Genomic DNA, 17,115 nt, shown 5'->3' with positions numbered 1-17,115 from the left:
AATATAAACAAATTAATGGAAGGAGTGTTGAGGATGAATCGAAAATTAATCATAGAAAAAACTAAAGAATTTGTAAAGAAAAAATTAGAAGGGGAAGGATCGGGCCATGATTGGTGGCATATTGTAAGAGTTTACAACAATGCACTGGATATAGCTAAGAAGGAGAAGGAACTTTATGAGGGTAAGATAGATATCTTTGTGGTGGAGTTAGGGGCTCTCCTGCATGATATAGCAGATCATAAATTCGGGCACACCGATGAGGACAGAAGAGAGATCATAAGTGAATTTTTAATGGAGTTAGAAGTGGAAAAAAAAATAATAGATCATGTAGTTTATGTAGCCAACAATATCTCCTTTAAGGGGGGGAAAAATAAACACAAGATGGAAACTGTCGAGGGCGAGATAGTGCAGGATGCAGACAGGTTAGATGCCATAGGAGCCATAGGGATAGGCAGAACTTTTGCATATGGCGGATATAAAAAAAGAGTTATGTATGACCCGGATTGTAACCTCCATATAAAAGATAAGGGGGATACAATAAGTCATTTTTATGAAAAACTGCTCCTGTTAAAAGACAGGATGAATACTAAAACAGGATATAAAAAAGCCCAGAATAGGCACAGGGTAATGGAAGAATTTTTGGAAAATTTTCACTCAGAGTGGAATGGGGAAAAATAAAGAACTTATCTTTATGCCGGTTAAAATATTATGATCCATAGATACTCCTGTCTGGTGGTAATTACACTATATGAGGGTATCTATGGATCTTTTTTTTGGTATTTAATTATACAATTTAGGAAAAAACTTGATTTATATAAAAATGAGGTATATTATTCTTGATATAAGTAAGATGGAATGTACTATTATTGACGATAAGAGGTGAAATTATGAGAGTTGGAATAATTTGTATGAGTGACAAGGGATCCAAAGGTGAGAGGGAAGACCTGAGTACAAAAGTCATTATAGAGTGTGTGGAAGAATTTGGATATGAAGTTATTGTAACAGATCTCATTCCAGATGAAGAAGATATTATAGCGGGGAAACTTCTGGAAATAACTGAAAGAGGAGATGTAGACTTAATTCTAACTACAGGGGGAACGGGATTTTCTCCAAGGGATGTAACGCCGGAAGCAACCCTGAAAGTAATAGAAAGGCTGACACCGGGAATACCGGAAGCTATGAGAGCATTTAGTTTGAAGATTACCAATCGTGGGATGCTGTCCAGAGGCGTTGCAGGAATCAGGAAGAATACGCTGATCATCAATCTCCCTGGAAGCCCTAAAGCGGTAAGGGAAATATTAGAATATATATTAGAACCGGTACATCACGGTCTGGAAATTTTATTAAAACAAACAGGAGACTGTGCCAGAAAGTAGAGGGGGAAATATGTTAGACTCATACAGCAGAGATATAGACTACTTAAGAATTTCATTGACAGATAGCTGCAATTTTAAATGTAAGTATTGCAGCCCCCAGGATAATATACATTGTTTTGAAAAAACTATGTCACAGCAGCAGATTATTAATTTAGTAAAATTATTTTCAAAAATGGGAATAAAAAAGATCAGGTTAACAGGGGGGGAACCGCTGTTAAGAAGAGATTTAGTGGAAATAGTCCGTGGAATAAAGGAGATAGATGGGATAGAAGAGATTACCATGACCAGTAACGGGCTGTTATTATCGGAGAAATTAGAGGAGCTGAAAAAAGCCGGATTAGCCAGAGTAAACTTAAGCCTGGATACATTTAAGAGGGATAAATTTAAAGGTATAACAGGGGTAGATGGTTTAAATAAAATTTTATCGGCTATAGATAAATTAGAAGAACTGGACATGGTTCCCATAAAGATAAATTGTGTTTTGATCAACGGCTTTAACAGCGAGGAAATAGGAGAGTTTATAAAACTTACCAAAGATAGAAAAATCCAGGTAAGATTCATTGAATTGATGACAATGGGAGATAATATAGAGTGGGGGAAAGATAAATATTATTCAGCAGAAGAGGTTATAAACAAATACAGGGAATTGAAATTTTATAGGGGAGAAAATGTAGCTAAAATTTACAAAATACCGGACTCAAAGGGAGAAGTCGGATTTATATCACCTAATTCAAATAAATTTTGTTCTTCCTGTAACAGGATAAGGATAACTTCTGAAGGGAAGTTAAAGCTGTGTCTGCATTCGGATACAGAGTACAACTTATTAGAAGTTTTAGAAGAAAAGGATCCCCTGGGGACTTTAAAAAAAATTATGGGAGAAAAACCAAAGGAACACAGGTTGAATGAAAAAAAATATATAAAAAAAAATATGGTAAGTATAGGCGGATAAGTGGGATATACATTTTAAAAAAAATTAAAATGATAGATAAGTTTAAAGTAAAAAGAATAGACTGTTATTGTGAAGTAAACTTAAAAAGGAAAAAATATGGATTATATATTAAATGGATTTATAAAGGCATTTCAACTGATAATATCTTTCAATAAGGAGCTGTATGAAGTTATCTTTCTCTCGGTAGGAGTTGCCTTTATCTCAACACTGATAATTTCAGTGATTTTCATACCCCTAGGATTAAAGTTGGGGCTGAAAAAATTTAAAGGAGAAGTGTTCTTCGCCAGAACAATATTCTCTTTGATGGGGGTCCCATCGGTAGTAGTAGGATTATTGATAGCTTTGGTCTTATCCAGGAACTCAATATTTGGTTTTTTACAACTGCTATACACTCCTACAGCCATTGTAATAGCCCAGTCATTTTTGATCCTGCCTCTGTGCCTGAGCCTGACCTATACACTGAGCCGGTCCAAGGCACGAAAAATAAACAGGGTGGGGAAAATACTGGGCGGAGGAAGAAAAGACAGATTATTCTTAATCCTGTTTGAATTAAAAGATGAATTGCTGATAATAGTTATCACCTGTTTTTCCCGTGCAATAACAGAGGTAGGGGCAGTGATGATTGTAGGAGGAAACCTCAAAGGATCCACCAGGGTGATGACAACGTCTATATCCATGTTAAATTCAATGGGGGATTATTCTACAGGAATAGCCTTGGGGATAATATTATTAGGAATTACATTTTTAATTAATAACTTCATATATGTTCATAAGATCGAGGTGGATAACTAGTTATGGGGAAAGATATTAAGATTAAAAATTTAAAAAAAAGTTTTAATAGGAAGGGTATTTTAAATATTCCGGAACTTACTTTTAGAAATGGCGGAATCAGTTATTTGCTAGGGGAAAATGGAGCAGGGAAATCCACCTTATTAAATATTCTAGCCAAGATAGACAGGGATTATCAGGGCAGGATAGATGACTCTTTTTCAGAAGAAGAGATTTCATTGGTGGATGCAAACCCGTATATGCTAAAAGGAGATGTCTATAAAAACATCGCATACCCGCTGAAGATCAGAAAAAGAGTAAATATAGAGAAGCGTATGGAAGATCTTTTGGAGATCTTTAATTTAAAGGCATTAAAAAATAAGGAAGCTTCTAAACTCTCAAGCGGGGAAACCCAGAAGGTTGCAATTGTAAGAGCACTTTCCTTTTCCCCAAAACTATTGATGTTGGATGAACCTACAGCAAATCTGGATAAAGGGGCTAAGCTGGAACTTATAGATATTTTGAAAAAATACAACCAGGGAGGCACTACTATAATTGTTGTAACTCACGATCATAGTTTTTTTGAGAATTTAAAGGGAGAAAAAATAGTCCTGGAAAAATTAGGGGTGGAATAAAAGAGGAGTCAAAATATGAACTTTCTAAAGGTAACCGATATAGATGAGATAGAAGAATTAATTTTAAAAAAGATACCATCCCTTAAAGGAAAAAAAGAGATGTGTAAACTGGAAGATTCCCTGGGCAGGGTACTGTGTGAAAACATTGCAGCTGACCTGAATGTTCCTGAATTTAACAGGTCAACAGTGGATGGATATGCCATAAAATCCAGGGAATCCCTGGGAGCTTCCCAGGGGATCCCGGCATTTTTCACCATAAAAGGTGAGGTTTTGATGGGGGAAGATAGTTCTAAAAAACTGGAAAGGGGGGAAGCTGTATATGTCCCCACAGGTGCCATGATCCCAGAGGGTGCAGATTCCATGATTATGATAGAGTTTTGCGAGATACTGGAAGATACTCTGCTGGTTCATAAACCGGTAAGCAGTTTTGAAAATATAATGGTTATGGGAGAAGATGTAAGGGAAGGCGATATTATCCTGAAAAAAGGGGCTGTTATAACCCCTGAAAATGTAGGAGTTTTGGCATCTTTAGGGATATACGAACTTCCGGTATTTAAAAAATTCAGGTTTTCTATAATTTCCACAGGAGACGAGATTATAGGAGAGGATGAGGAGTATAGGATGGGAAAAATCAGGGATATAAACTCCTATACCCTTTCCCTGGCTATTCAGAAATTTGGAGTCGTGGTAGAGAAAAAAATAGTTAAAGATAATTTCGAAACTATATTGGAAGAGGTGAGGAAATCAACCAAAAGATCCGATATAGTGCTCATTTCAGGGGGAAGTTCTGCCGGGAACTACGATTATACCAGCAGGGTTATCTCGGAATTGGACGGGGGGGAAGTCTTTGTTCACGGGATCTCTATAAAACCCGGGAAACCTACTATTATCGGGAGATCCAACGATAAACTTATCTTTGGTCTGCCCGGTCATCCCATCTCCTCCATGGTTGTTTTTAATATTGTCGTAAAAAAACTTATTGAAAGTTTATATTTTTGCGGGGATAGTGATGATTATTACTATGGGGTTTTATCCCATAACCTTCACTCTACCCCCGGACGGACAACATATCAGATGATAAATAAAACTGTTGAAAACAATGAGATAATTATTAATCCTATTTTCGGGAAATCAGGGATGATAACTCTTATGACTAAATCCAACGGATATATCGTACTGGGGAGTAATATAGAGGGCTTAGAAAAAGGAAGCAGGGTAAGGGTATATAGATTTTAGGAGGCAGAATGAGGAATACATTTATAGATAATATCAGCTTGGAAGAAACTAAACCCCTGTTTTTTAACAGGATAGAAAAATACAGTAAAAAAGAAACCATTCCCACGGAAAAATCTCTGGGAAGGGTAACATCGTCCCCTGTGTTTGCCAATGTATCATCTCCTAATTTTAATGCTTCAGCTATGGACGGGATATTAGTCAGGTCTAAAGACACGGAAACGGCCAGCGAAACCAATCCTGTAACATTAAAAAAAGATAAAGATTTTCTCTATGTAAATACAGGAAATCCTGTCAATCCCGAGTTTGATGCAGTCATCATGATAGAGGAAGTAGTGGAAGCAGAAAATGGAGATGTCAGGATAATAAAATCAGCGTATCCCTACCAGCATATCAGAAATGTAGGGGAAGATATAATAAAAAACGATATGATCCTGCCGTCATTTCACGAGATCAGGCCGGAGGATATAGGAGCTTTATTTGCCGGGGGGATATTTGAGATAGAGGTGGTTAAAAAGCCGAAAGTTGCAATTATCCCGACGGGGAGCGAGATCGTAGAAGACTACAGGAATTTAAAGGTAGGAGACATCATAGATTCCAACTCCAGGATGTTTGAGGCAATGATTACCGTATCCGGTGGGGAGCCGTACAGATATTCACCTGTCCGGGATGAAAGGGAACTGCTGAAGAAAAATATACTGGATGCAGTAGGGAAAAATGATATAGTGATTATCAATGCAGGGTCGTCAGCAGGAACCCATGATTATACAAAATCTCTCATAGAAGAGTTGGGAGAAGTTATAATTCACGGTATAGCCATCAAACCGGGAAAACCTACTATCTTAGGATTTATTGAGGACAAACCCGTAATAGGAATACCGGGATACCCCGTATCGGCATATTTTGTCTACCAGGAGTTTGTAAAATCACTCCTGGAGAAGATGTTATGCAGAGATGATGAAAAGGCTGACATAGTAAAAGCCAGCTTATCCAAGCGGATATATTCCTCCTTGAAACATAAGGAGTTTGTCCGTATGACTTTAGGTTATGTAGGAGGTAAATTAGTTGCTACTCCTCTGGACAGAGGGGCAGGAGTCAGCATGAGTCTGGTGAAAGCCGATGGAATCCTTGTAATATCGAGAAATAACGAGGGGCACGATATAGGGGAAGAGGTAGAGATAAAATTACTCAAGCCGTTATCAGCTATAAAAAAATCCATAGTAGTGATTGGAAGCAATGATCCCATAATGGACAGGATTTCCGATAGAATAAAATTGTCGTTATCCCATGTGGGTAGTTTTGGTGGGGTATTGGCATTAAAGAAAAAGGAAACCACCATAGCTCCTATCCATATACTGGATAGTAAAAGCGGAACATACAATACAGGTGTTTTAAATAAATATTTCCCTTCTGGGGATGCGGCCTTGATAAAAGGGATAAAGAGGGAACAGGGACTCATGGTACCCAAAGGAAACCCCAAAAATATAAGGGGAATAGAGGATCTGATCCGGGCTGATCTGACATTTATGAACAGGCAGAGGGGGGCAGGAACCCGTATCCTTCTGGACTATAATCTGGAAAAATTAGGTATAGATAATAACGATATCCAGGGTTATGAAAGGGAAGCTGTAACCCATATGGCGGCAGCAATGTCGGTGAAATCTTCAACCTGTGACCTGGCTTTAGGGGTGAAATCTGCAGCAGATATATTGGATCTTGATTTTATTTTAGTAGATTATGAGGACTATGATTTTGCAGTTTTAAAGGACAGTTTGGAAGATGAAAGAGTTTTAAAGTTTATTGAATATTTAAAATCGGAAGAATTTTCTAAAGAGATAGATAATATACCGGGATATAAGTTGGAGAATCCAGGGGAGATAGTTGAGATTTCTTAGAACTCCTTCTTTCGATGTTTCCTCTTTCTGTAAAGAGGAAACAAAGTGTAACGACTATAAACTTCGAAGTTGAAAGTTCTTATTACCCTCTTCCTCTTAGGTCTCTCCCTTCACATCGAAAAAAATATTTTTATTAAAAGTATATTTTTTGTACTCGTGAATCGGGAGAAACCAAAGCAAGGACAGTTATAGTTCTTTCTCCCTACGAGGGAGAGAGTACCTGAAGGGGGAGAGAGGGTCTTATCTATCGGGGCATGATGGGCACGACGAAACTCGCAAAGGTTATACTGGGAAGCAGGATAACATCCAGAAAAAGAATTTAAAAGAAAAAAATTGGACACGGAGAACCCAGAGGAAAGAAGAGTTACCCAGAGAAAAACCTCAGTGTATCTCTAACCTCACCTCGGTGAGTCTCCGTGTAAAAAGGTTCCAAAATCTGTGTAATCTGTGACAAAAGATTAAGTTCCAAAGGTTCCGCCTTTGATACGGGATACTTTTTCTCTTGAAAGAAAAATTAACGAAAAAGTTCAAGAAGGTTTATAAATGTCTTTGTATAGTAAGTCACAATCGTCATTGTAGAAACAGTACTGCCGAAGCGTAACGACTATAAACTTCAAAATTTAAAGTCAGAAAGAGTTTTTGTTTTTTTATTCTTGAATTTCATTTCTTTTTCTAGATGTTACCTAGCTTCACAATAAATATCTGACTTAGTCGTCCAGCAGAATAAGTTCCACAGTGAAGCGAGGACTGTCACAGTAAAAAGACGAAAATCATCTCTGACTTACCCCTATAACATCATTTAGAAAAAGTCTGCTTTTCTTTCCTCTATTTCTTTTTCAGATAAAAAGTAAATAGAGTCCGTTAAGGGTGACACCCTTAGAACCTTCAATTTTCCCGAATGACGAGTACGAATTTTTTTTAGCGTAATTCGCGGTAGAAAAGAAAGGTTCTAGCCAAGAAAAAAAGAATTTAAAAATCTGTGTCAAAAAAAATTAAACATAAATTAGATAATTATAAAAAATAAGGAGAAGATCATGGGTAGTATAAAAGGAAAGATACTTGCAATAAATATAAGTGAAACAAAGGGTGTGGTTAAACAACCTATAAAAACTGGAGTGTTTAAGGTAGATCATGGTTTGGTAGGAGATGCCCATGCCGGTAACTGGCATAGACAGGTCAGCCTGTTGGATAATTCCAGTATAAAAAAATTAAAGAATTTAGACGGGGTGGGGTTCTGTACAGGAAAATTTGCCGAAAATCTGACAACAGAAGGAATGGTTTTATATGAAATACCGGTTGGAACAAAGTTAAAAATTGGTGAAACCCTCCAGGAGGTAACCCAAATAGGAAAAAATTGTCATGTAGGATGTGAGATCAGAAAATTAGTGGGAGACTGCGTTATGCCCAGAGAGGGGATATTCACTAAGATCTTAAAGGGTGGAGAGATAAAAGAGGGCGATCTAATAGAAGTTGTAGAAGATTAAGATACTGGTGGAAAAATATTATAATATGAAGCCATGATTTCATCTATGTTTTCAAATTTGAAAGTATAAACGAAAATTTTAAGTATATATAAAAAAGTTAGGTAAAGTCGACTTTGCAGAATAATAGTAGAAAAAATACATTTTTATTTATAAATGGAGGGATTGTTATTAAACACTGTATTTATATTAATAATGATAGTGAAAATTTTACATATGTAAAAAAAGAGCATATTATTCCTGCTGGACTTGGTGGAATACGTACGTTACCAAATGGATATGTGTCTGATAAAGTGAATGAAAAATTTTCTCCTCTAGAGATGAATATAATGAGAAATTCATTTATTTCAATCAATAGAAATAATTTTGGTCCAGGAAAAAGAGGATCGTTAAATGTAAAAAAAATAAAATCCCCAATGGTACGAGTTTTAAAAGAGGGCGAGATACCAAACGATTCCTATCAGCTTGGATTTATATTCGCTGGAGAATCACATATAATTCCTCAAATATATATTGACTTCAATGACGCTGAGAATTCCTGTTTACCTACGTTTTTTAATATTAATCGTAGCAAGGAAGATATACTTAGTTTTCAATTAAAGCTCTTAGTTTTCTTGTTGGATAAAAAAAGAAGTTACATTATGGTAGAGATGCCATATTCAACTAAAAAACATTTTATCAATATTGGAATTAACAATAACAAGTGGTTTGCAGCAACTTCCCATAAAAGAATTAATATGGATTTTTTAGCTCTTGTTCTTATTACAGCATTGCTTGAGGAAATTAAAAAAAATGTTAAAGGAACTAAGAAAATTTTGAATTTAGGTAAAAAAAATCATAAATATACTTATCAAATTGACTTAGAATCTGTAGATATGCATTTTTTATATTTAAAAACGGCTTTTAACACTCTTGCTTACCTAAAGGGACATGAATTTGTTTTAAATAGAATATTCAATTCAATTAGGGAGAGTATCCTAAATTGTACAAACATTGATCAGTTTATTATTAAAGAGAAAGATATTTTAAATAATGTTATTGAAATAATAGAAAAAACACCTGAAAAATCTCATTACTCAATGATAATTGCAAAAGACAATAACATTTATGGCGTTGTTAGTTTTTATAATGAACTACCGGCTATAATTAGGATTACCAATGAGTATATTGGAGAATCTTTTAAAGGTGGATTAGTTTGTGACTGGAAAAATAGGAAAGAAATGGATTTATCTGAGTTTGATGAATTATAATAATATATAGAGGTGATTGCCACTAATGTAAAGGTATCCTATAGCTAGAGTTAAGATATAAGGACGTGTCTCCCCATATTGGGGAATCAGTTATATTAGATCATTTGGAATACTAAAACAGCCTTTCTCATTAGGTTCGAATTCATGAATTGAGATTACTGCTTCTATGTTTAGCACGCCATAAATATGTGGATAGTCATAATTTAGATTGTAAAGGTCTTCCCATTTAACTTCAGCATGAACCTTATCTTCATCAATACAGAGTAGTATTAAATTCTTAACACCTTTATATATTTGGTTTGCCACATGGGTAACTTTATGGAGATCAGAGCAATGAATAAAGCCCTCTGAATCCAGACAGCTTGTGAGATATTCACCACTAGAAACTTGACTGAGCCAATAATCTTTATCTACTATATGAAATATCATTTTGAACCTCCGCTTTTAGTTGATAAGTGTAGTATAGCATAAACCTATAAAGCTATGTTTAATTATAAAGGAGCTTTGTGAGGTAAATAAATTATGATGAAAATAATATCTTCAGCAGGATAATTCCCAAAGAGGAAATAGAAAAGGTATATATTAATGCAGAGAATTTTTAGAAGGTTAAAAATTAATAACTCGACTTGTGCAAATTTTAAAGTTCAATGAATTTAAAGACAAAATGTTAAAAAGTAATAAATAAAAGGACACTGTTTTTCAGTGTCCTTTTAAGGTTGATTTTATTGGTTCGAGTTATGAGAGTTCCAAAATGAGTAAAGCACAACATTCATTTAAGAGGTTTATAAAATATTGTATCCCAATAAATTAGTATTTAACTCCATCTTTAAGAGTTATAATTATATTTATATTCGATTTGTCCGTTCTCGTAATAGGAAATCCATTCCCCATATAGTTTTCCATCTTTATAAATTCCTTTAAGTTTTATTTGTCCATTCTCATAATAGAAAATCCATTCCCCATTTAGTTCTCCATCTTTATAAATTCCTTTAAGTTTTATTTGTCCATTTTCATAATAACCAATAACTGCCCCATTTGCGAATCCAACTTTATAATTGTATTTATATTCGATTTGTCCATTTTTGTAATAGCTAATCGATCTTCCATTTGCGAATCCATCTTTATAATTATATTTATATTTTATTTGTCCATTTTCGTAATAGCCAATTGATTCCCCATTTAATATCCCATTTTTACAGTTGTATTTATACTCAATTTGTCCATTTTCGTAATACTTAATAAATTCCTCATTTGCTAACTCATCTTTATAATTGTATTTATATTCAATTTGTCCATTTTCGTAATAGCCAATCCATTCCCCATCTTTTCTATTTTTATAATCCATCCCATTTCTGTTTTGTAATTGATCTTTTTTAATTGAGTTTCCATAACTCATTAAACTTATACTAATTATTAATAATACTAATAATTTTTTCATTCTTCCTCCCTTTTTCATTCTTTTTTTTTAGTCTCACTCAAAAAATTTAAAAAGTCAATTTTTAAAGGGACAATGTTTGTTTTAGATGATTAGACAACAAAAAATAAAGTTTGCACAAGTTGGGTGAATAAAAGAAACTTGAAATTAAAAAAATATATTATATACTTTAATGTAGGGTTATTATATTAATGTTATCTCCGAGTGGAAATTTCCAAGGATGTTTTATTTATGATTTTAGATGTATTACTAATTATTTTAATATCTGTTCTGTTATTTATTTTGCTGCTGCTGTTTTTTCCTTTTACCTACAGTATTAAACTGGCAAATAACAAAAACTGTTTTTACTGTGGTGCAAAGGTAAGATGGTTGTTTGGTTTATTTCAATTAGGCTATAGTAATAAGCAGCTATTTTACATCAAGGTGTTTGGCAGATCCATTAAAATTAAAAGTAAAAAAACTGCACAAAAACAGAAAATTGAAGAAAATGAAAAGAAAGGCAGAACCAGGGTTAAAAAAAGGAAAATGACGAAAAAGGGAGTAAAATATATAGTTCACTGTTTAAAAAAAGTGTTGAAAAAATATAAACCCAAAAAGTTTGTCATCAGCGGGGAGCTTGGGTTTGAAGACCCCGGCATTACAGGTTTTGTACATGGCTTAAGCAGCTTTTTCAGCATCCCCATGGATATGGAAAAATTTAGATTTAGGTATGACGAGGAGATTTATAACGGGACAATATACACAGACGGGACGTTTGCTTTATATTATTTGGTTTTTATTTTTTTAAAACTGATTTTGTATAAGCCGGCAAGGCTTGTCTTAAGATAATAATAAATTTAATGGAGGTTATAACCATGGCTATTAAAGAAAATATTGATCAGTTGTTTGACAAATTTGAAAATTTTATTAAAAACAAAACTGTCATTGGAGAACCATTTCAAATAGGGGATATTACTTTAATCCCGACTCTTTCCCTTTCTTTTGGATTGGGAACAGGCAATGGGGAAGAATCAGACCCAAAAAAAAACCAGCAGTCTGGTAGCCATGGTGCCGGCTTCGGCTCCCATATAACGCCTGTTGCTGTGATTGTCATTAAAAACGGAGAAGTGAGTGTTCTTCCGATTAAGAAAAATACTGGATTGGAGAAGCTGTTAGAGATGGTCCCTGATTTGATGGATAAGCTTAAAGAGGTTGCTCCTGATAGTTTCAAGAAAGAATCTGAAAATGATTAAATAAAAAGTACCCATCCTTTATCTAATGATAGCAGAATGGGTACTTTAAACTGTACCCTTTGTCAAGGACACTTAAAAAAAGGTATAGTCAGGCTACTGATAAAAGATGATTCCTGTATTGCACGGGAGTCATCTTTTTTTAATTCCATTGATACCTATGGTTATTATAATAATTCATGTATCTTGAAATTTCTTTTCTAATCTCATCTTTATAATTTTATTGGACAATTACATCTGTTTATAAATCAATAAAACTTTATAAATGCATAAGGAATTAACCTTGGTATAGTACCATAGCTAATCTTTCTCCCATCTTTATAAATTTCTTTAGATTTAATTTTCCCATTTTTATAATAGGTAATCCATTCCCCATCTTTTTTCCCATTTTTATAATGTCCTTTATATATGACTTTTCTATTTTTACTATAGGCAGTCACTTCCGTATCTGCGAATTTATTGTAAAAATGTCTTCTAAGTTTGATATTTTTGTTATGTAATTGATTAATTGATTTACTATAACTCATTAAACCTATACTAATCACTAATATTAATATTATTTTTTTCATGACTCCCTCCTTTGATTTTTTTAAAAATTATTAACCACTATTTAAGTGTGCTTTTAAATAATAATATATTCAATTTTTTTAAGTTTATCTTTATTTTTTTAAGTCTTGTTAAAGGTTAACTTTATCTTTAAATAGTTAGCGTTTTATGTCGTTATTGTAGTAGTACCTCAGAATTTAGTTGTTTTTTTAATTATTTTAAAGAGATAATCGTTTATTTTAGGCAAGAAACTTGAAATTAAGAAAATATATTATATACTATATTGTAAGATTATTATATTAATGTTATCTCCGAGTGGAAATTTCTAAGGATCTTTGACATCTATGAAATGACACCAATGGGTCTTTCGGGAAACTGAATTTCCTCCCGCATTTGGAAAGGAGTGGACCAAAATAAGGAGGAATGTATTATGAAAATTTGTAGAATCGACATGGGTACCAAGATCGTTAGTTTTGAAGAGGTAAAACCTGAATATACAGGATTAGGCGGGAGAGGACTGACATCCAGAATTATATCCGATGAAGTTGATGCCGCGTCACATCCGCTGGGGAAGAACAATAAGTTAGTCATAGCTCCGGGTCTTTTTGCAGGAACTTTGGCACCAAGTTCAGGAAGGCTCAGTGTAGGAACCAAGAGTCCGTTAACTGGCGGGATAAAGGAATCCAACGCAGGGGGAACAGCAGCCCAGAGCCTGGCAAAATTAGGGTATAAGGCAATTATTATAGAGAATAAACCTGAAAATCAGGAATTAAACCTCATAAAAATAACTCCTGAAGGAGTGACAATAGAAGATGCCGGCTACTTAAAGATGAAAGGGAACTATGATGTAGGAAATATCTTGAGAGAAAAATGCGGTGAAAAAGTAACTGTAATGTCGGTAGGACAGGCTGGGGAGATGAGATTAACTGCAGCATCAATTGCAGTTACAGATCCGGAAGGAAGACCAACAAGACATTGCGGAAGGGGCGGAACCGGGGCAGTTCTCGGGTCCAAAGGGATAAAGGCAATAGTTATTGATCCCGGGAAGGAAAACAAAGTTGAATACCATGATATAGATTCATTTAGGACTGCAGCCAGAAACTTCTCCAAATCGGTCTTAGCCCACCCTGTATCCGGGCAGGGTCTGCCGGCATATGGAACGGCAGTTCTGGTAAATATTTTAAATGAAGCCGGGGGATTACCTACAGATAACTTTAGAGATGGCAGGTTTGAATTTGCCGAAAGTATCAGTGGGGAAACTATGTTTGAAACTATTCAAAAAAGAAAGGGGCAGACAACCCATGCATGTCATCCTGGATGTATCATGAGATGTTCCCAGGTGTATAATGATAAAAAAGGGGATTATCTTACAGGGGGATTTGAATATGAAACTATCTGGGCATTTGGAGCTCACTGTCATATAAAAGATCTGGATTCAATAGCCAAGATGGATAAAATGTGTGATGATTTTGGAGTAGACACCATAGATACTGGAGTTGCAGTAGGAGTTGCAATGGAAGGCGGATATTTAGAATTTGGTGATGATAAAGGTGCACTAAAGTTATTGGAAGAGATCGGTAAAGGTTCACCTATCGGGAGAATCATAGGTAATGGAGCTGCATTTACAGGTCAGGCATTTGGAACAGAGAGGGTGCCCGTAGTAAAAAGGCAGGCGCTGCCAGCTTATGACCCCAGATCGGTAAAGGGGCAGGGAGTAACCTATGCAACTACTCCAATGGGAGCAGATCATACGGCAGGATATGCAGTTACGTCGAACATATTAGGGGTAGGAGGAGTTGTGGACCCATTAAAGAAAGAGGGACAGGTGGAGTTATCCAGAAATCTTCAAATAGCAACAGCAGTTTTAGATAGTTTGGGATTCTGTATCTTTGTAGCCTTCCCTATCTTAGATGATGAAACTGCCTTCCCCGAAGTAGCTAATATGATAAATTCAAAATATGACACTAATTTTGATATTAATGAGATCCTTGCAGGGGGGCAGGAAGTATTAAAGCTGGAAAAAGCATTTAATCAAAGGGCTGGAATAACAAAGGTTCAAGACAGGTTACCTGAATTTTTCAAAGAGGAAGCAGTCGCTCCTCACAATGTAACATTTGATTTTACAGATGAAGAATTAGATAAAACATTGGAATTTTAGGAGGATGGAAAATATTCAGATAGAAATAAGACTTTTTGCTTATTTGAGGGAGCTGCTTCCTCTAGAGAGCAGAGGGGTAAAAAAGATACAAGTGAAAAATGATCTGACAATAGATGATTTGATGGACGAGATTGGAATTTCAGAAAAAGAAATTATGATAGTTATGATCAACGGGATAAGGAAATTAGATTATAATGAATCTATGAAAGAAGGGGACAGGGTAGCTATCTTCCCCCCTGTAGGAGGGGGATAAGATGGACAGGTATTCCAGGAATAAAAAAATGATATCGACCCATGAGCAAAAGAAACTATCCGAATCCACGGTAGTTATCTTAGGTATGGGAGGCTTAGGGGGATATGCAGTTGAGATGCTTACAAGGATAGGAGTAGGAAAACTTATCCTTGTGGATTTTGATAAATTTGAGATGTCTAATTTAAACAGGCAGATAATCTCTACAGAAGATAATTTGGGAATATCTAAGGTAGAGGAAGGTAAAAAAAGGGCAGAAACTATAAATCCGGAGACGGAAGTTATGGCAATCAATAGGAAAATCTCCAGTCATAATATCGATGCCATCATAAAAGGGGCAGACATAGTGGTAGACGCACTGGATTCTCCTGGATTAAAAAAGATTGTAGAGCTATCTTGTGATAAAAACAATATTCCCATGGTTCATGGAGCTATAGGAGGGTGGATAGCACAGGTAGCAGTGATCATGCCGGGAGATTTTATTTTGGATAAAATTTATAAGGAAGATGACCTGGAAAATAAGATGGGGAATCCCAGTTTCACCCCTGCCCTGGCAGCTTCTATCCAGGTAGGAGAAGTAATCAAGCTCCTATTGAATAAAGGAGAAGTCTTAAACAATGAGGTCCTGTATATCGACCTTGAGTACAACAGTTTTACCAGATTGAAGGTGTAATGACTAAAATAGAGGGGGATGATCGCAGGATTATTCCCCTCTATTTTAATGGTTATAATGTTTTATTAACTAATAAAATCGTGTTAATATATATTATAAAAATAAATTTAAAGGAGAATATAAAGATGTTTTTTGTATTAAAGAGCAGATATAGAAGGGAAAAAATAGAACTGCTGGGTAAGATAGATAAACTGAGAGGCAGACTGGAGAAATTAGGCAGGGATAAATTAGAGATTCAGAATGGATATAAAAAAATAGAGGAAGAAAACACCACCTTAAAGCAGAAATTAAAGGTTAGGAATGGTGAATTAAGGGAATTGAGAGCAAAATTAGATGATGTAGATGGCAGACTGAAAACAAAGGTGGAGGAGAAAACAAGGGAATATGAGGAAAAGATGAAGAGGATGCAGTCTTCATATGACAGACTGGTATTTGAATTGGATGAGATGAGGCACAGGTAGGCTTACTCTTTCCTCTTTGGCGTTTTCACGAGGTCATGAATATAAAAAAAATTCATAATTAAAATTTTTTTTAATATGACAATAGAGAAAACTATAGACAGGTTTGAGAGTGAGGTCTTTTAAAAGAATTGAAATTAAGGTATAATTTATAGAAATAAAAGGAAAAAATCAGGAGGAATTTATGAGTATACTAACGAGAGAAGAGGCCGGTAAATTAGTTGAAGGACTGAAAGAAAGCGGAAAAAAGGTGGTCTTTACCAATGGGTGTTTTGATATCCTGCATGTGGGACATCTCAGATATTTAAATGAAGCCCGTGAATGCGGTGATATATTGATCGTGGGAGTTAACTCCGATGACTCTGTAAGAAGGTTAAAGGGGCCTACAAGACCTATAAATGGTGAGATGGACAGGGCAGAATTATTGTGCGGGCTAAAGGCTGTAGATTATGCTGTAATATTCCCGGAGGACACCCCTGTAGAGATAATAGAAACATTGAAGCCCTCTATCCATGTAAAGGGAGGAGATTACAAGAAGGAAGATCTTCCTGAAACTGTGGTAGTAGAGAAAAACGGAGGAGAGGTAAGGATCCTTACCCTGGTAGATGGGAAATCTACCTCCAATGTAGTGAAAAAGATAGCGGAAAACAAAAATTAAAATAAAAAACTTAGCCACCAATAAATACTGATTAGCACCTAGAAAAAGGTGATAGAACGCGGATGCTATGCATACACGGATGGTGTAAAAAGGTAATCGCAGATTTTATTTCCAGTAAAAA

At 35.2% G+C, this 17,115-nt stretch carries 19 protein-coding genes and 1 riboswitch; of the genes, 16 read left to right on the top strand and 3 right to left on the bottom strand.

All coding sequences use genetic code 11. The annotated features are described in order from the left end of the window. The first annotated feature begins 33 nt into the window (after window positions 1-33). The 9 genes from DYH56_RS01030 to DYH56_RS00990 all read left to right on the top strand — a co-directional run bounded on the left by DYH56_RS01030 (window position 34) and on the right by DYH56_RS00990 (window position 9,587). On the top strand, window positions 34-678 hold the full coding sequence (locus tag DYH56_RS01030) for an HD domain-containing protein (RefSeq protein ID WP_114640986.1): 645 nt from the start codon (window positions 34-36) through the stop codon (window positions 676-678). 209 nt (window positions 679-887) lie between these two features. Beyond that, a complete protein-coding gene (locus tag DYH56_RS01025) occupies window positions 888-1,376 on the top strand; it encodes a MogA/MoaB family molybdenum cofactor biosynthesis protein (protein WP_202922741.1) in 489 nt (162 codons plus the stop codon). 10 nt (window positions 1,377-1,386) lie between these two features. After that, on the top strand, window positions 1,387-2,325 hold the full coding sequence (moaA, locus tag DYH56_RS01020) for a GTP 3',8-cyclase MoaA (protein WP_114640985.1): 939 nt from the start codon (window positions 1,387-1,389) through the stop codon (window positions 2,323-2,325). A gap of 96 nt (window positions 2,326-2,421) precedes the next feature. Continuing rightward, the gene (locus DYH56_RS01015; RefSeq protein WP_114640984.1) at window positions 2,422-3,117 is read left to right on the top strand and encodes an ABC transporter permease; all 696 of its coding nucleotides are present in this window, start codon (window positions 2,422-2,424) and stop codon (window positions 3,115-3,117) included. Between the two features lie 2 nt (window positions 3,118-3,119). Then, window positions 3,120-3,728, top strand: coding sequence for an ATP-binding cassette domain-containing protein (locus DYH56_RS01010; protein WP_114640983.1), 609 nt, complete (start codon window positions 3,120-3,122; stop codon window positions 3,726-3,728). A gap of 15 nt (window positions 3,729-3,743) precedes the next feature. Then, entirely contained in the window at window positions 3,744-4,964 is a 1,221-nt protein-coding gene (locus DYH56_RS01005) for a molybdopterin molybdotransferase MoeA (RefSeq protein WP_114640982.1), read from the top strand. An 8-nt stretch (window positions 4,965-4,972) separates the two neighbouring features. After that, window positions 4,973-6,856 carry a molybdopterin biosynthesis protein gene (locus DYH56_RS01000; RefSeq protein WP_114640981.1) on the top strand — a complete coding sequence of 628 codons (1,884 nt, stop codon included), beginning with the start codon at window positions 4,973-4,975 and terminating at the stop codon, window positions 6,854-6,856. 1,034 nt (window positions 6,857-7,890) lie between these two features. Continuing rightward, complete coding sequence (locus DYH56_RS00995) at window positions 7,891-8,340, top strand: MOSC domain-containing protein (RefSeq protein WP_114640980.1); 450 nt, start codon at window positions 7,891-7,893, stop codon at window positions 8,338-8,340. A 113-nt stretch (window positions 8,341-8,453) separates the two neighbouring features. Next, window positions 8,454-9,587 carry a hypothetical protein gene (locus tag DYH56_RS00990; RefSeq protein ID WP_114640979.1) on the top strand — a complete coding sequence of 378 codons (1,134 nt, stop codon included), beginning with the start codon at window positions 8,454-8,456 and terminating at the stop codon, window positions 9,585-9,587. A 90-nt stretch (window positions 9,588-9,677) separates the two neighbouring features. On the opposite strand, the gene DYH56_RS00985 is transcribed toward DYH56_RS00990, so the two are convergent. Further along, the gene (locus DYH56_RS00985; protein WP_114640978.1) at window positions 9,678-10,016 is read right to left on the bottom strand and encodes a DUF952 domain-containing protein; all 339 of its coding nucleotides are present in this window, start codon (window positions 10,014-10,016) and stop codon (window positions 9,678-9,680) included. Between the two features lie 397 nt (window positions 10,017-10,413). Continuing rightward, a complete protein-coding gene (locus tag DYH56_RS00980; RefSeq protein WP_158539001.1) occupies window positions 10,414-11,025 on the bottom strand; it encodes a toxin-antitoxin system YwqK family antitoxin in 612 nt (203 codons plus the stop codon). Between the two features lie 228 nt (window positions 11,026-11,253). Between DYH56_RS00980 and DYH56_RS00975 the strand changes: the two genes are divergently transcribed. Next, on the top strand, window positions 11,254-11,850 hold the full coding sequence (locus tag DYH56_RS00975) for a hypothetical protein (protein ID WP_114640976.1): 597 nt from the start codon (window positions 11,254-11,256) through the stop codon (window positions 11,848-11,850). Window positions 11,851-11,876: 26 nt separating this feature from the next. Continuing rightward, window positions 11,877-12,254, top strand: coding sequence for a GerW family sporulation protein (locus DYH56_RS00970; protein ID WP_199532945.1), 378 nt, complete (start codon window positions 11,877-11,879; stop codon window positions 12,252-12,254). 245 nt (window positions 12,255-12,499) lie between these two features. Here DYH56_RS00970 and DYH56_RS00965 read toward each other — a convergent pair whose 3' ends face one another. Beyond that, on the bottom strand, window positions 12,500-12,820 hold the full coding sequence (locus DYH56_RS00965; protein WP_114640975.1) for a toxin-antitoxin system YwqK family antitoxin: 321 nt from the start codon (window positions 12,818-12,820) through the stop codon (window positions 12,500-12,502). A gap of 274 nt (window positions 12,821-13,094) precedes the next feature. Next, window positions 13,095-13,217: riboswitch (molybdenum cofactor riboswitch) on the top strand. Window positions 13,218-13,227: 10 nt separating this feature from the next. Here DYH56_RS00965 and DYH56_RS00960 point away from each other — a divergent pair. From DYH56_RS00960 to rfaE2, 5 genes are all read left to right on the top strand, one after another. After that, a complete protein-coding gene (locus DYH56_RS00960; protein WP_114640974.1) occupies window positions 13,228-14,955 on the top strand; it encodes an aldehyde ferredoxin oxidoreductase family protein in 1,728 nt (575 codons plus the stop codon). A gap of 4 nt (window positions 14,956-14,959) precedes the next feature. Further along, a complete protein-coding gene (locus tag DYH56_RS00955) occupies window positions 14,960-15,208 on the top strand; it encodes a MoaD/ThiS family protein (RefSeq protein ID WP_199532944.1) in 249 nt (82 codons plus the stop codon). 1 nt (window position 15,209) lies between these two features. Then, window positions 15,210-15,878, top strand: a complete 669-nt coding sequence (locus DYH56_RS00950) for a HesA/MoeB/ThiF family protein (protein WP_114640973.1) — start codon at window positions 15,210-15,212, stop codon at window positions 15,876-15,878. Window positions 15,879-16,003: 125 nt separating this feature from the next. After that, window positions 16,004-16,339, top strand: coding sequence for a hypothetical protein (locus DYH56_RS00945; RefSeq protein ID WP_147269577.1), 336 nt, complete (start codon window positions 16,004-16,006; stop codon window positions 16,337-16,339). A gap of 181 nt (window positions 16,340-16,520) precedes the next feature. Beyond that, on the top strand, window positions 16,521-16,994 hold the full coding sequence (rfaE2, locus tag DYH56_RS00940) for a D-glycero-beta-D-manno-heptose 1-phosphate adenylyltransferase (RefSeq protein ID WP_114640971.1): 474 nt from the start codon (window positions 16,521-16,523) through the stop codon (window positions 16,992-16,994). The last annotated feature ends 121 nt before the right edge of the window (window positions 16,995-17,115 follow it).

Source organism: Psychrilyobacter piezotolerans (assembly GCF_003391055.1).
Classification (GTDB): Bacteria; Fusobacteriota; Fusobacteriia; order Fusobacteriales; family Fusobacteriaceae; genus Psychrilyobacter; species Psychrilyobacter piezotolerans.
Note: the sequence above shows the minus strand (reverse complement) of the source record. Positions and strands in the feature narration are given on the sequence as shown.